This is a genomic window from Aquimarina sp. AWH4_224, from assembly GCF_056160245.1.
The window spans coordinates 328,981-344,781 of the sequence record NZ_JBSWWU010000008.1 but is presented as its reverse complement, the minus strand read 5'-3'; the positions used below and the strand labels follow the sequence as shown (position 1 = coordinate 344,781).

Below are 15,801 nucleotides of genomic sequence, written 5' to 3'. Positions count from 1 at the left end.
TGATTATTAGTTATTTTACATTGAGTTTATATTGTTTTATCAACTTTTTGTTGATATTTTTTGAAATTTTCATTTATTTTGTGTTTTAAATTTTTATTCTAGGAGGGTTTAATACCCCGAGGCTTGCCTCGTCAGTAAAACTTAAACAGTTTGAAAACGAGAATTCCTTTGAATGCTCCGCGAGCTTGCTCCGGAGATTTTTACTATTACTTACTAAAATCAATTTAACGACATTTTACACATATTATCACTGTTTTAGACGTTAATTAACGACATAATTTTAAATGTAAAGATAATAATATGTACTTAATGTATGTTTTGATTGGCATTTTTTTTACGAATTTTTATTTTTTTTAGATATGGGACAACATATAGTGACCAAACGAATATTAGATATCATGGAATTAATTGTCAGAGAAAAAAAAGTAAAATCCATGAGTGCCTTAGCGCGTAGCTTGGATTATTCTCCACAATCATTAGACAAGATAAAGAACGATGAAAGGAACTTTCCTTTAGAGGTTATCTATAAATTCTTTGATAAGTACGGAATCAACCCTAGTCTGGTATTTATTGATGATTTATGGAAAAGACATAATGAAGCAAGTGAAAAGCATCGATATTACGACCCAAAAACTTTTGGTGTTGCCGAATTAGCAGTGTATGTTGACATAGAATATACACGGCAAGTAGCAATGGTGAGTAATGAGAATGCCAAAGACTACACATATAATCACGAAAAAGAGGAGTATATAGAAAAATTAACTTTTATGACCTTTTCAAATAGGGATAATGATTTTAGAAGTATCAGAGGTTTTCAAGTTAACGGAGATGATATGGAACCTAATTTTTTTCATGGAGATTGGGTGTTTGGCATAAAAAAAAGAAAACTAAATAACTTTAATATAAATAGGATATACATTATAGTCCTTATGCATGAGATTATTGTTAGAAGAATAAGAGCACATGATAAAGAGAATAAACTGATAACAGTTTCTATGGATAATTATGCATATCCAGATTATGATATCTCGTTAGAGAGCGTATTTGAGATTTGGGAATTTGAAAATGCTTTGAAAACCCGATTCCCAATGCCAAAGTAGTCATGTTTTAATATAAAGTGCTTGTTTCCAGAAAATTAAAGGGTAGTCAGTAGTAGTCAGTAAAAACTAGAAAATCAGCTATAAGAATTAATCAAAAAAAATCCTTGATATACTTGCAGAAATCAGGATGTGTTTTATATTTGCGGCGCTGAAAACGTCAAATAATAGTATAAATATATGGGTAAAGTAGCAGGTTCGAATCCTGCCACCCCGACCAACAAAATCCAATCACGAAAGTGGTTGGATTTTTTATTTGATGAAACTTCAAAACGTAGTTTTAGAAAGTGAAATCAAATAAAAAAGACAATCTGGCGATAGCAGGGATTGGGTTTTGTTGAGCAACAACTCCAAAACCAGGATCAATAAAGTTAATCCTGCCACCCTGACTCCTAGAAATGAGTATAAAAAAATACTGTTAATTATTTGAATTTCAGTGTTTTTTATTGTGTAAGATTAATTCGTCCAAAAAGGAGTAATTTCTGTGTCGTTGTTATTTGTTATTTGAGATAAATTTGATCCATCTTTGTTGACAATAAAAAGTTCTAAATCTCCACCCACCATGGCATTAAAAACGATTTGTTTCCCGTCGGGGGACCAACTTGTTTTATAGGCCCAGATACTATTCACATCAGCATCTGCTGATTTTAGATTGGGAGTAAGGTTTTTTAAGGAGCCTGTGTCTAGATCCATAACAAACAGATCAATTTTACCAGTTTTATCAGATAAGAAAGCAATTTTGTTTTCAACCTTAGATGAAGATACGGCAAAATCATTAGCATTATGCTGTGATAGTTTTTTGAATGTTTTTTGGTCTAACGATTTTAAGTAAACCCTTAATTTTTCATTTTCGATATAAGTAAGGATGATCGATTTCCCGTCTTTGTTCCAGGCTAAATTCTGATCACTGATAGTGTTGGTGAAGAAGTGCTTGGCATTTTTTCCTGTTTTGTCGGCTATATAGATATCAGCAGTTCCTCTTGCCCAGTTGTACTCTTGATACACAATTTTAGAGCCATCTGGAGCATATTTTGCATTATACTCATAGTTAGATCGAGAGGTTAGTTTAGAAATATTAGTGATGCTCTTCCCATCAAAATCACCAATACCTAGTTTCCAACCACTAAACATGTAGGTATTAAAAATGATGTTTTTAGAGTCTGGAGAGGTAACTGCATTGTATTCTCCTCTTCGGTTTACTGTACCTTTCAACAACAGTTTTGTGGTGTTATCTACAGGATTATATAGCATGAGATCCAAAGTCCCTCCAGTATTTAAGCCTCCAGCACTCTTAGAAAATATAATTTTGGACTGCGCATAAGAAAATAAGCAATGGATTATCAAGAATATGGTGATGATATTTCGTTTCATTGAATTGGGATTTATGTAGTACTAATTTTAATGGGTAGTTAAGGCATTTTGATGTGTTACGGATGAATCATTCCCCAAACGGGAGTTAATTCTGATCCCTCAGTTTTGGTGATTTGCTGTAATTCAGTACCATCTTTTTTGATGGTAAATAGATCGATATTGGCGGTATTGGCATTCGAGAATACCAGAGATGACCCATCAGGAGACCAGGAGCATTTAAAAAGCCAAAATAGATTGCTGTTTTTGTAATAATTGTATTCGTTGTTTTTATTGTGAAGGCTAGCCGTAAGGTTCTTGGAGTTAGTTCCATTACTATCCATAATATATAGATCCAGATACCCGTTTCTATCCGAGAAAAAGGCAATTTTCTTTCCATCAGGAGATATACTCGGGTTAAAATTATTCCCCTTTTCGGTTTTGGTGAGATTGGTGATATCTTTTTTCGTTATATCATAGCGATAAATATCAGTTCCTCCATTTTTATCACTATAGAAAATGATGGATGTACCATCGGGACTCCATACCGGCATCCGGTTTTCAACATCTTTCATCCCTACAGAAACCAAAGTTTCCTTGCCTCCATTTTTATCCGAAATGTATATCTGCGTTTTTTCTCCGCGTCCTACTTTTTCATATACGATTTGATTTCCATCAGGCGAATAGTGACCATTAAAATAATAATCAGTAGAAGATGAAATCCTCTTAAATTCTTTGGTGAGCAGATTAGTAGTTAATAGTTTCCATCCACCAAATCGATAGGAGTTAAATAAAACCGTAGTCCCATCAGGAGAGATGTCTGGATTGTATTCGCCTTGTCCGGATGCGTAAGGGATGACGATTTTTTCTTCAGTTCCATCTGGGTCGATAGCAAATATGGACCACCCATTTTCGGTGTTATGTTTTCGTGCAAACAGAATTTTAGAGGATAGTGCTTTTTTGACTTTTGTGATTCCTTGGACAGCCTTGTTTTCTATTGTATTCGTTTGACTTTTACCAGTACAAGCAAAAATTAGTATTGCGATACCTACTACATGTATTTTCATAGCATTTTGAATTTGAAAGATTGATTGATGATATCAGTACGCTTTGAAAATCAATAGGTGATGTTTCAAATGGACTTGGATACAAAGCTTATAAAACAATACCAGATCGTAGTAAATACCAGGAATAATGTAGTGTCAAAACTTAGTTTTAAGACTAGTTTACAGATTGATCATGCTGTTTTGCATAGGACAAAGGAGTTACCCCTTCCTGATCTTTAAACACTCTGAAAAATGTAGATTTAGACGAAAACCCTGCCTCATTACCAACCGCTTCGATGGTTAGATCCTTCAAGATTCCATGTTCAATACGGGTCTTCACTTCTTGTATCCTGTAGGTATTGATGAATTCTCTAAAATTCACCCCAAGTTCGCTGTTGATCATATTGGTGAGATAATCTGGAGATACTTCCAGGGCATCTGCGAGTTGATATCGGGATAACTGTTGGTTTTTATAGGGTTTGGATGCCTTCATGTGGTTTTGTAATACGATGATGAAATCGGAACTGGTCTGGGAACTTCCAAAATGTTTTAAACTTTTTTGAGATAAAGGCCAGAGCAGAGCTGCAAAGAGCAAAATAGAAACATAAAGAGGACGCCAGATCACAAAACTGTTCAAAAACCAGTAATACACTTCAAAAAAATGAACAAGTGCATACGCCAACTCGCTCAATAATACAACCGTTAAAAACCCAAAAATGATAGTCCGCAACCATTTGTAGTATGCAGATTTTTTTAATCGCTTGTCAGTTTTTACGACATCCAATTTTCGTATGGATACAACGAGATAGATAATAGGATGGATGCCAAACAGTACTAACAACTTTATATAAGAGGATAGACTAATGGGATATCCAAATCTAAGTTTCGGATCACTATCCATATCAGTAACAAATTGAGTGGCCATATCTAAATGCTGGTCAATATGCTCGGGAGATTTATAGCTTAAAAACCATATCAAATTGATCAGAAAAGGGAGGTAGTGCAGATATTGGTATGGGTTGAATTTTTTATTAGGATGTAGTACCGAAAGTACAATGAAATAGATGGTGGGGCCATAAAGGTACTGGGCGATAGAACCCGCACCGATAAAGAAAGGAATACTTAAGATCGCCTCGGTTGAAATGATTATGTAATGAAATAAATCAAACGACAATGCAGCAAAGAATAGAATCAATAAACCATTGATCCGATTCATTTTTCTTTTAAAGCATAGATATACGATTAAAATAAAAAGCTGTACCAATGCTACAAAAGCCAGAATACTATAAAAATCAAACCGATACTCCATAGCTTTGTATTGAAGATATGAATATAGGATTTTAAATTATTATGAAGCGTTGGAATTGAATGAAGAATCATAGTATCTGAAGAAAATAAATTTAATATTTTTGTATAAGAAATGTTTAAAGCACAAAAATGAATAACCACCATTGTCATATCAATTGGACAGCCTATACTTTGTATAGTGTGGCTGGTTATATAAATATAAAATCTCCTTTTTCATAAGCTTCTCTTTTCTTTTTTAGATTTTTTCACCCGAATGATTTTGTGCGCGAATTTGTATAAAATCATCATCAGGGATTTCCATTTATTTTAATTTTTTCAATCATGAATAGAGAAGAGTTGCTAGCAGCAATAGATAAAAAATATACTGCCATGGGGCAAAATCCAGATGTATACTTATCTGGCTTATTACATGCAGAGCCCATAAAATACTGGGATTACATCCAACTAGATGCCCTTTTAGGGTTACAAATCAAACGAACCGAATTACCCGACGAGATGGTATTTATCATGTACCATCAAATCAATGAATTGTTATTTAAGATGATCCTTTGGGAGATGGGACAAATTTCTTATGCAGAGGATATCACCACCACACAATTTGAAATGCATCTCATGCGCATCAGCCGCTACTTTGATATGTTATCAAATTCATTTGATATCATGACCGCAGGGATGGAAGTGGAGCAATACCTAAAATTTAGAGATACGCTCACTCCAGCCAGTGGTTTCCAATCGGTGCAATACCGAAAAATAGAGATTGCCTCTACACAATTGATCAATTTGATCGATTATCGTTTCAGAAAAACTATCGATAGAGATACTCCTTTTGAGCATGCCTTTGATCATATGTATTGGCAGGCAGCGGGCAAAGACTACCAAACTGGTAAAAAAACCAAGTTGCTACTCAATTTTGAAGATCAATACAAAAAAGAATTGATCGAATGGATGAAGGAGTACAATACCGTGAACCTTTGGGACAAGTATATTCAATTGCCAGCAGCAGAGCAACAAGAAAAGAAATTGATCAATGCCATGCGTCACTACGATCATACGGTGAATATCAAATGGGTGATGCATCACTACCAAACAGCAGGTAAGTATTTGGATTCTGGAAAAACCAATAAAAAAGCAACCGGAGGGAGCGATTGGCACAAATACATGCATCCCAGATACCAACGAAGAGTATTCTTCCCAGATTTGTGGTCAGAAGACGAGCTAGAGAACTGGGGAGTGACCAATCTGGAGGAATACGCTACCATCTAGTAAAGCTTATTTTTTTCTAAGTACCTGTTCTACAAAACCATATTGGTGTTTGCTAATATGTAGTTCCTAATATTCAGATAGAAATAACTGCAAATCCGAAATTTTGGAGTTGTTACGTTTTCGATTCCTGAATAACAGGGAATCCTATGCCTAAAAATTTGACAAAATAGCTGTGCTTTTTTTGTACAAAAAATAAGGTTTTAACATAAGTGAAAATAAAATATTAACACTCAATCGTTTGCGAGAAAAATAGGGACTTCCAATGTTACCAAAAGCGGATTTTTTTTAGAAATATTTATTACAACGTTTGAAATATTTACTAATAATTGATTTTCAGATGGTTTTATTAACAATCACACAAACTAAGAACTAATTATGAAAAAACGCTTACTCTATTTTGGGCTGCTTTTAAGTCTATTGCTCCCAAAAGTAGGAACTTCGCAATCCCTTCGGAATTTACCATTCTCCTGGGATAATGTAACAGTCTATTTCCTGATCACCGATCGATTTAATAATGGAGATACCACAAATGATATTAACTTCGATAGGAAGCAGGATAGTAGAAACAACGAGATTGACTTTCATGGGGGAGACATCCCCGGGGTAACGCAAAAATTGCGTGAAGGCTATTTTGATGCACTGGGCGTAAGTGCCATTTGGGTGACTCCGGTAGTAGAAAACAGACACGGTTTTAATAACCCACCAGCCAACGATCCAACCTTTAGAGATTATCCGTATCACGGATATCATACCAACGATTGGACGGCTTTTGATCCTAACTTTACTACTGCAGAGCAGTTTCAGGAGTTTATCGACGAGGCGCACGATCACGGGATTCGTGTATTGCTGGATATCGTGATGAATCACTCCGGATATCGTACTTATAAAGAAGTAAATGGGCAACTCCAATTTGTAGACGAAGATTACCCAAGCGATTGGGTACGATTAACATGTGGGGTAGAGAACGGAGAGCTACCATGTGACGATCTAACCACACCTTTATTTGGATTACCGGATATCAGAACAGAGTCGTTTAGCGAAGTAGCATTACCACAGTGGTTATTAAACAAGTGGGATGCGGAAGGAAGAAGACAGCAAGAAGTAGATGAGCTGAATGCTTATTTTGCCAGAACCGGTAAACCAAGAGCACCTCGTTACTACCTGATCAAGTGGTTGACGGATTGGGTAAGAGAATACGGTATCGACGGCTTTAGAGTAGATACCGAAAGACACGTTGGAGTAGACGCCTGGGCCGAGTTAAAGGACGAGGCAGTGTTAGCCCTTCAAGAATGGAAACAAAACAACCCGACTAAAAAGCTGGATGACCTTGATTTTTATATGACCGGGGAGCACTCTGGTGTAAATATCATTGGCAATGTTGGGGATAACCTACCAGACGATTTTACCGTAGGTAAGTTTAACAGTATGATCAACTTCAGATCTCCAAAAGAAGCCTATACCGATCTAGGACAAGAAGAGATCTTCAGTTCTTTTGCGGCTAAACTGAACGATAACGATGGAGGATTTAATACTCCTGGAGAATACAATATGATCAGTTACCTAAGATCTCATGATTTTAGCGAATTCTACACCGGAAACATGTTTTATGGGGGAACTACCTTGTTACTATCTCCCGGTGGAGTTCAGATTTATTACGGTGACGAATCCGGAAGACAGTTTTTTGAATCTCAAACCTATGTGGATGCGGGATATCGTGGCGATATGAATTGGGATTCTATCGATGAAGCCATGTTATTTCACTGGAGAAAACTAGGAACCTTCAGAAGACAGCATATCTCTGTAGGAGCAGGATCTCACCAGCGTATGAATGAATCTCCGTATATCTTCAAAAGAGAGTATAACCGAAATGGAGAAAGTGATAAGACCTTGGTGTTCCAGGGGCAAGATGGAGATTTTGCAGGCGCATTAAATGTATATGGCTTATGGCCTGATGGTACCGTGTTAAAAGACTATTTCTCTGATCTTACCGCTACAGTAACCAATGGTACCGTGAATTTTGGAACTACCTTTGGTTTGGTATTGGTAGGACAGCCACTAGACCTATCAGATTCTGTGTCTTTAACTGTTAATCCTGCTTCTGGAGTATATACCAGCCCGGTAACCGTAGAGATGGCGGCTTCAACTACTGCTGATGGTGCAAGTGTATCTATTTTCTATACACTTGATGGGTCAACGCCTACAGCGGCAAGTACACCTTATACTTCCTCATTTGAAGTAGGTGATAATACGACGGTGAGAGCAATAGCTATTGACTCAGATGGTAATGAATCACCTATCATCCTTAGAGATTATGTAGTGGGAGATATCAGTGCTTTTGATGTACATTTCAAAAAACCAGCAGATTGGTCTTCGGCCTATATCTATATTTTCAATCAAAACACAGGAGAAGCATTACCAGGATTCCCAGCATGGCCGGGAGTAGCAATGACACAAGAAGGAGATTCTCCCTGGTACAAGTACACCATCGATCAAGATGTACAAGTAGGTATTGTATTTAATGATAATGGAGGAGCACAGTCAGACGATTTGACTAGAATTAGCGAAGGTTGGTACGATAACCAATGGTTTGATACTTGCCCAAGCGAATGTCCTGGGGATATTGTTGATACTGCTTTTGATGTGTATTTCAAAAAGCCAGCTTCGTGGAACAGTGCGTATATCTATCTGTACGATAGAAATGCCAATGCGGCTATTCCTGGGTTCCCAGCATGGCCGGGGATTCCGATGACTACCGTAAAGGACACACCATGGTTCAAATACACTATCGATCAAACGGTTGAAGTAGGGATTGTATTTAACGATAATGGTGGTGCCCAAAGCGATGATTTGTTTAGAACTACCGAAGGTTGGTATGATAATCAATGGTTTGATACCTGTCCAAGTGAGTGTCCTGGAGATATTATCGATACCGCTTTTGATGTATATTTCAAAAAACCAGCTTCGTGGAATACGGCATACATCTACATATATGACAAAAATGCCAATGCGGCTATCCCAGGAGCACCGGCATGGCCAGGAGTACCAATGAAAGCCTTGGTAGGTACTCCATGGTATTCGGTTACGATCGATGAAACGGTAGAGGTAGGGATTGTATTTAACGATAATGGGGGAGCGCAAAGCCCAGATGTGTTTAGAACGGCAGATGGTTGGTACGATAACCAGTGGTTCGATTCTTGTCCTAGCGATTGCACCAGAGCTAGTGCACAATCTGGGGATTCGATTTTCAAAAAAGGAAATCGAACCATCAGTGCTTCGCCAAATCCATTTACCAATACGCTCACCTTGTCGGTGGCGAATGGATTCAATAAGTCATCCATAGAAGCTGTGGTGTATGATCTACAAGGAAAGCAAATGAAGGTGTCTCCAGTAGAAGGAGCAAACACCCTAACTTTTGATACATCTGCCTTGCCAAAGGGCATGTATATATTACGTGTTAATTACGGAAGTACTTCCGAAATAATTAAAGTTGTAAAATAGATTTTTGGTTCTGTAAAAGGCTTGCTACTTCTTCGAGGTGGCAAGCTTTTTTTGTTGGTATCAACTAGTTGGTTGTTCCTGTTTTTTCTTGACAAAAGTTTAACGATAGCAAATCAAAAACATCCTTCCCTTTTTCTTCCTTAAACAAGCTTTGTGTCGTATCTTTATATCCTAATTGGAAACCAATTTCTTCGCTAAATATTTTTTATGGAAAATCTTGATGCAGCAAGGCTCCAAATGGCATTTACACTGATATTTCACATTGTATTTGCCTGTATTGGTATGGTGATGCCTTTTTTTATGGTCGTATCTCATTACAAATGGTTAAAAACGCGGGATCAAATGTATTTGACGCTCACCAAAGCCTGGCAAAAGGGGGTCGCCATCTTCTTTGTGACCGGAGCGGTTTCGGGTACGGCATTGTCCTTTGAGTTGGGATTGCTTTGGCCCGAGTTTATGAAACATGCAGGTCCTATTATCGGGATGCCATTTTCGTTAGAAGGTGCCGCCTTTTTTGTAGAGGCGATTGCTTTGGGATTTTATCTGTACGGTTGGGGGAAATTGCCAGAACGCTTTCATTGGTTTACCGGGATTATTATTGGCTTATCGGGAGTAGCCTCGGGGATATTGGTAGTCGCCGCAAACGGTTGGATGAATGCCCCAAGTGGGTTTGATTATATCGATGGACAGTTTACCAATATAGACCCCATACAGGCCATGCTCAATCCTGCATGGTTTACACAAGCTCTGCATATGACCCTGGCGGCATTTACCGCTACAGGATTTGCCGTAGCGGGTATCCATGCGTATCAGGTATATAAGAAACGAAAAGTAGAACTACATAAAAAAGCCTTCAAGATAGCCCTAGCCTTTGGTGCGGTGGCTGCCATCTTGCAACCCATTAGTGGAGATATCTCTGCTAAAGACATTGCGAAGCGGCAACCCGTAAAATTGGCGGCTATGGAAGCGCATTATAATACCGAAAAAGGAGCACCTTTATACATTGGCGGGATCGTAGATGCCGAAACCCAGGAGGTGAGTCATAAAATCGCCTTACCTGGGATGCTATCTTTTTTGGCCTTTGGAGATTTTGATGCCGAGGTAAAGGGCCTAAATGATTTCCCCGAGGATGAACACCCCAATGTGCCTATGGTACATTATGCGTTTCAGATTATGGTGGGGATAGGGAGTATCCTATTGTTGGCAGGAATCCTCTATTTTGTGTCGCTCAAAAAAAGAAAATGGCTGAATAGTAACAAATATTGGCTCTTATTCATACTACTGGCTCCTATGGGATTTATTGCCTTGGAAGCAGGTTGGATCGTAACCGAAGTAGGGCGACAACCCTGGATCATTCATAAAGTCATGAGAACCAAGGATGCCGTTACACCCATGCCAGGGATTGTGGTAAGTTTTTACACCTATATTGTAGTGTATGCCACTTTATCAGTTGCGGTAACCTGGTTAATGCTACGACAGATCCGAGTTCTTAACCATTCAAATTAATGCCTATGTTATACGTTGTCTTATTTTTTCTCATCTTTTCTTTATATCTGTATGCGGTGCTGGGGGGTGCGGATTACGGCGCAGGGATCGTAGAATTGTTTTCTTCTGAAGAGAACCAACAAATCACCAAAAAAACCATTTATCGGGTAATGGGTCCCGTTTGGGAAGCCAATCATATCTGGATCATTATTTTGATTGTGATTTTATGGATTGCTTTTCCTGCGTATTATAACATTATGGTGGTACATCTGCATATCCCATTAACGATTGTGTTACTGGGGGTGACCTTACGCGGAGTAGCTTTTGTCTTTAGACATTATGATGCGGTGATCGATAACTCCCAAAAGGTATATGATACCATGTTTAAAATCTCCAGTTTGATCACACCTATCTTTTTGGGGATGGTGTTTGGGGGATTGATTAGTGGAAATATTGTGATCACCGACGATGTAGCGAGCCTATCCTTTTATGAGGCCTTTTTACAGCCCTGGTTTAATATCTTTAGTTTGTTGATCGGAATGTTCTTTGCGGCTTTATGTGCCTTTTTATCCTCGGTATTGTTGATAGGAGAGGCAGAGCCCGGTAACGAAAAGGTATATATCAAAAAATCAAGAATAGCTGCTATGGTGGTAGTGATCATTGGCTTGGTTACTTTTCTGTATGGATTTATTACAGGCAAGGCCTTTGTAATGGGATTTATAGAAAACGGATTTGCGGTAGTCTCGGTAATGTTGTCTGCGGTATTGTTATATCCTTTGTGGATGACGATCAAAAAAGGAAATAAGGTATGGAGTCGTTTTTATGCAGGGCTACAGGTGTTTTTGATTCTGTTGGCGGCCCTGGTGTCTCATTTCCCAAATGTGGTGATTACTACCAATGCCAGTGTAAGCCTACTACAGGATATTGCACCCGATAGTGTGATCCAAGCCTTGGGAGTAGCCTTGATCATAGGGGGATTGGTGATCTTGCCTGGATTATTCCATTTATTAAAATCTTTTAAAATGATTAAGATTTTGGAAAGATAGCCAAAGGATTTTCTTTTTGTTGTACAAGATATTTTTATATTTGCTCACCGATTTCGGGATGTAGCTTAGCCCGGTTAAAGTGCACGTCTGGGGGGCGTGAGATCGCTGGTTCGAATCCAGTCATCCCGACTACAAAAATCCAATCCATTAGGGTTGGATTTTTTGTTTGGAAAATTATCTAGTAACTACACACATTCGTTGTGATGTATTAAAATGATTTCCCTAATTAAAAGTATAGTTTCGCTCAATACTACTTTTTCAGAATCAAAAATGAAAATAATTTAGTATTCAAACTAAACCCATCGATTTTGAAAAAAATAGTGCTACTATTATTAATATCCTTCAACGGAATTTTGTTCTGTCAATCTACAGAGTATGCAGGAATTGTTAGAAGTAAGAGCGACAACGTTCCCTTACCTGGAGTAAATATAATTGTAAAAGGAACCCAAATTGGTGCTCAAACCGACTTTGATGGAAATTTTAAAATTACTGTCCCTGATTCACTCAAAGTTTTGTCATTTACGTACTTAGGGTTTCAAACTCTAGAATTCAAATTAAAAAATGAACGAAATGTTGAAATAGTATTAAAAGAAGATTGTCATATAGACTGGTTTGATGCGCAACATATTGGATTTTATATGAACAGTGGAACAATAAACACTCCTATTGGCGGACAGTTTCACCTCTCGTTTCCGGTAATTTTTGGACAACCTACTTTTAAAACTGGAATTAGTTACCAAACAAATCTTGAGGAAAATAAATTCACAAATGCTTATTTAAATTTAGAACACCTTTTTGTAAGCTGTGATTTTAATGCAGACATTAATTCCTCTTTTAGAAGTTTAGATTTTGACAACAAAATAGACTTATCAGCCTACTCCATTGAAACTAGTCTTAATTTCAATAAAATAAGTGTAATGATAGGTGCAAGTAAAATTGATTTCACTAATACAACTGAGAACAAAATTGTCAATTCAATTGGTCCTACGCTCGGACTTAAAACTTGGGTTGGAAAACCTTTTTTAATGTCAATGTCGGCAAAAACAACGATCTATAAAAACGTGAGTGAATATCACGCTGAAATAAAAAAAGGTTACAGAGGATTTTATGGATTTATTAAATACTATAAAGTAAATGATTTTAATGAGTTAAGTTTGGGTGTTGGATTTGAATTCACTTATTATCTAAGAAAAAGAGGGAAGTAAAAATGCAACATACAAGAAACGTTCTTGCCTTAGAAATTATCTGGTAACAAAAGAAACCGGTTAATCACCAGGCTTTTTGATTTGATAAGATTTTTTTAATGAAACTAAGTACTTATAATTTCTATATTTAGGATATATAGTTACCTTTTGTAACTATAAATATGAGTTGACAACAATTTGACCCAAATTGTGTAACATTTATGAAAAGGGGAATACTTATTCTATAAAAATAGTCTCAAAATGAAAAAAACAACAAAAAGAAAAACAATAGTATTACTATCAATTGGATTGTTCACCATCGTAGCTTCTCAAATAATATCTCAATATGTAGAGTTTAATGATGTAACAAAAGGCTCATTTGTTGGAATCGGAATAGGATTATTAATTACATCTTTGATATTTGGAAACTTCAAAACTGTTCGCAATTAAAATCGTAAAAATTTCACAGTCGAAATTATCAAATTTTTTGTGAATGGAATTTACAAAAGTTGAGCAAATGGAATTGAATTCCTCACTACTAAATTCAAAGACAAAAGAGACAAATTAAAATTTATCTTTAGGAGATTTAAAGTAACTGAAAGTCATACTGTAGTTTCTAAAAATAAAGAATGTTTGATATTTGTTGTGTAAAAATGCAGTTTTGTTTTTAAATATATTGACAATCAGTAATAACATATTAGTCTGGAGGCATGAGATCACTATTTCAAATCCAGTCATCCCGACCATAAAAATCCAATCCATTAGGGTTGGATTTTTGTTTTGAAAAAACCTACATAAGTAATTTCTTAAAATATGGTGATAACAATTATAACATTAAGACACTTATTGATATAAAAGAAATAAAAACATGGCAAATACGAGTTGTACTAATAGTATAGTGAATTACAACACCAATACCCCTACAAAAACTGTAACAATTTTAGAACCGACTTGTCTGTAGTTGGTAACATCAATCAATCAAATCATGAACAAATTCGTTATTCTTATACTGTCCCTATATATTTTGGGGTGTAGTAACACAAAAACACAAAAAACACCGCCTTTTGAAAAATATTATACAACTATAGACTCGCTCATGCAATATAGTTTTGACAAAGGTATTTACAATGGTAATATTCTGGTTACCAGAAACGATTCTTTGGTGTATCAAAAATTCTTTGGGTACACAGATGGTTCTGGGCAAACCAAACTGACTAAAAACTCCATTTTCAGTCCGGGTTCTATCGGGAAAGAGTTTGTAGCCGTTTCTATTATGATGTTAGTCGAAAAAGGAGATTTACAGTTAGGTGATAATCTATCTCAATTTGATTTGGGCTTACCCGCCTGGTCCGAGAAAGTAACCATAGATCATTTATTAAATTATGTGTCTGGATTACCCAGGATAGACACTGAAAATGCAAAAAACAAGGACGATATTTTAAAAAACTTACAGGAATTACCTAGCTTGATGTACGAACCGGGTTCAAAATTTTCGTATAATAACAATAGTATTTTTCTTCAAAAACAGATTATAGAAAAGGTGACTAAACAAACCTTTCAGGAGTTTGTGACCGAGCATATTATTGGCCCTTTGCAAATGGAAAACGCAGTTTTTGATCCAGCTTTGGAGTATCCCAACAGAGTGCAGAGCTTTACTACCCACAAGCAGAATGCCGAAGAAGTTTCACGAAGTGATGGGTGGTTATGGGTATCTGTGGATGACTTAAATAAATGGATTACTGCCTTGCATAACCATCAACTTATTTCTGAAGCCTCCTTAAAAACACTCCTTCATAATCAATATTTCAAAAATCAACATTCTATTTTGGGCTCGGCAGATGAGGAATTTACGCTACATCTTCATGGGGGGCAGTACCATCAATTTGAAGCCGCTTTTATGAGCGAATTGGATACGGATCTCAATATTATTTTGATGTCCAATAGCAAAAATAAGAGTTTTGAAATCATACAATCGGTTCATAATATTATGAATGACAAGGTTTTTACCTTACCCAAGAAATCAATATACCGACAAATAAGAGAAACCTGTTTAGCAAATATTGATAAAGGGATCAAGCAGTACCATGCATTAAAAGAAAGTGATTATGATATGTATAGTTTTGATAATCCCAATGAGCTGAATAGTTTAGGTAAAGATTTATTATCAGAAAAAAAGATAGAAGAAAGTATCAAGATATTTTTGTTAGCCATTTCCGAATTTCCTGAGAATGCCAATTTGTACTATAGCCTTGGGGAAGCATACTACACCAATGAACAATACGATTTGGCATTATCCAATTATCAAAAGTCTTTAGAGCTTAACCCCAAAAACACAAAAGCCGAAGAAATGATAAAGAAGATTAACAATGTCGAAGAAAGATAGAGATCACTGGTTCGCATCCAGTCATCCCGACTACAAAAATCCAATCCATTAGGGTTGGATTTTTTGTTTTGACAAAAACAGCTACTTCACTTTTTTCCTGGGCGGTAACCCAATTGCAGCACTTTATGATTCTGGTACGGATAT

Annotated in this window: 11 protein-coding genes, 1 tRNA gene and 1 pseudogene; 10 read left to right on the top strand and 3 right to left on the bottom strand. The window is 36.6% G+C overall.

All coding sequences use genetic code 11. The features are described 5' to 3' along the window. Positions 1-359 precede the first annotated feature (359 nt). On the top strand, positions 360-1,100 hold the full coding sequence (locus ACXAGJ_RS17380; RefSeq protein ID WP_474841435.1) for a LexA family transcriptional regulator: 741 nt from the start codon (positions 360-362) through the stop codon (positions 1,098-1,100). Positions 1,101-1,223: 123 nt separating this feature from the next. Then, positions 1,224-1,317 (top strand): annotated as a pseudogene (locus ACXAGJ_RS17375). Positions 1,318-1,553: 236 nt separating this feature from the next. Here the strand turns inward: ACXAGJ_RS17375 and ACXAGJ_RS17370 are convergent. The 3 genes from ACXAGJ_RS17370 to ACXAGJ_RS17360 all read right to left on the bottom strand — a co-directional run bounded on the left by ACXAGJ_RS17370 (position 1,554) and on the right by ACXAGJ_RS17360 (position 4,799). After that, on the bottom strand, positions 1,554-2,468 hold the full coding sequence (locus ACXAGJ_RS17370; protein ID WP_474841433.1) for a TolB family protein: 915 nt from the start codon (positions 2,466-2,468) through the stop codon (positions 1,554-1,556). Between the two features lie 56 nt (positions 2,469-2,524). Beyond that, on the bottom strand, positions 2,525-3,511 hold the full coding sequence (locus ACXAGJ_RS17365) for a TolB family protein (protein WP_474841432.1): 987 nt from the start codon (positions 3,509-3,511) through the stop codon (positions 2,525-2,527). Between the two features lie 154 nt (positions 3,512-3,665). Then, on the bottom strand, positions 3,666-4,799 hold the full coding sequence (locus ACXAGJ_RS17360) for a helix-turn-helix domain-containing protein (RefSeq protein ID WP_474841431.1): 1,134 nt from the start codon (positions 4,797-4,799) through the stop codon (positions 3,666-3,668). Between the two features lie 320 nt (positions 4,800-5,119). Here ACXAGJ_RS17360 and ACXAGJ_RS17355 point away from each other — a divergent pair, with 320 nt between their 5' ends. The 8 genes from ACXAGJ_RS17355 (at position 5,120) to ACXAGJ_RS17320 (ending at position 15,657) form a co-directional block, all read left to right on the top strand. After that, positions 5,120-6,061 carry a tryptophan 2,3-dioxygenase family protein gene (locus ACXAGJ_RS17355; RefSeq protein WP_474841429.1) on the top strand — a complete coding sequence of 314 codons (942 nt, stop codon included), beginning with the start codon at positions 5,120-5,122 and terminating at the stop codon, positions 6,059-6,061. 375 nt (positions 6,062-6,436) lie between these two features. Next, positions 6,437-9,559, top strand: a complete 3,123-nt coding sequence (locus tag ACXAGJ_RS17350; protein ID WP_474841427.1) for a starch-binding protein — start codon at positions 6,437-6,439, stop codon at positions 9,557-9,559. A 207-nt stretch (positions 9,560-9,766) separates the two neighbouring features. Then, a complete protein-coding gene (locus ACXAGJ_RS17345) occupies positions 9,767-11,065 on the top strand; it encodes a cytochrome ubiquinol oxidase subunit I (RefSeq protein ID WP_474841425.1) in 1,299 nt (432 codons plus the stop codon). A 5-nt stretch (positions 11,066-11,070) separates the two neighbouring features. Then, complete coding sequence (locus ACXAGJ_RS17340) at positions 11,071-12,090, top strand: cytochrome d ubiquinol oxidase subunit II (RefSeq protein WP_474841423.1); 1,020 nt, start codon at positions 11,071-11,073, stop codon at positions 12,088-12,090. Positions 12,091-12,144: 54 nt separating this feature from the next. Then, positions 12,145-12,219, top strand: a tRNA-Pro gene (locus ACXAGJ_RS17335). Positions 12,220-12,398: 179 nt separating this feature from the next. Next, on the top strand, positions 12,399-13,295 hold the full coding sequence (locus tag ACXAGJ_RS17330; protein ID WP_474841421.1) for a carboxypeptidase-like regulatory domain-containing protein: 897 nt from the start codon (positions 12,399-12,401) through the stop codon (positions 13,293-13,295). Positions 13,296-13,535: 240 nt separating this feature from the next. Continuing rightward, a complete protein-coding gene (locus tag ACXAGJ_RS17325) occupies positions 13,536-13,724 on the top strand; it encodes a hypothetical protein (protein ID WP_474841419.1) in 189 nt (62 codons plus the stop codon). A 646-nt stretch (positions 13,725-14,370) separates the two neighbouring features. Further along, positions 14,371-15,657, top strand: coding sequence for a serine hydrolase (locus ACXAGJ_RS17320; protein WP_474841417.1), 1,287 nt, complete (start codon positions 14,371-14,373; stop codon positions 15,655-15,657). Positions 15,658-15,801 lie beyond the last annotated feature (144 nt).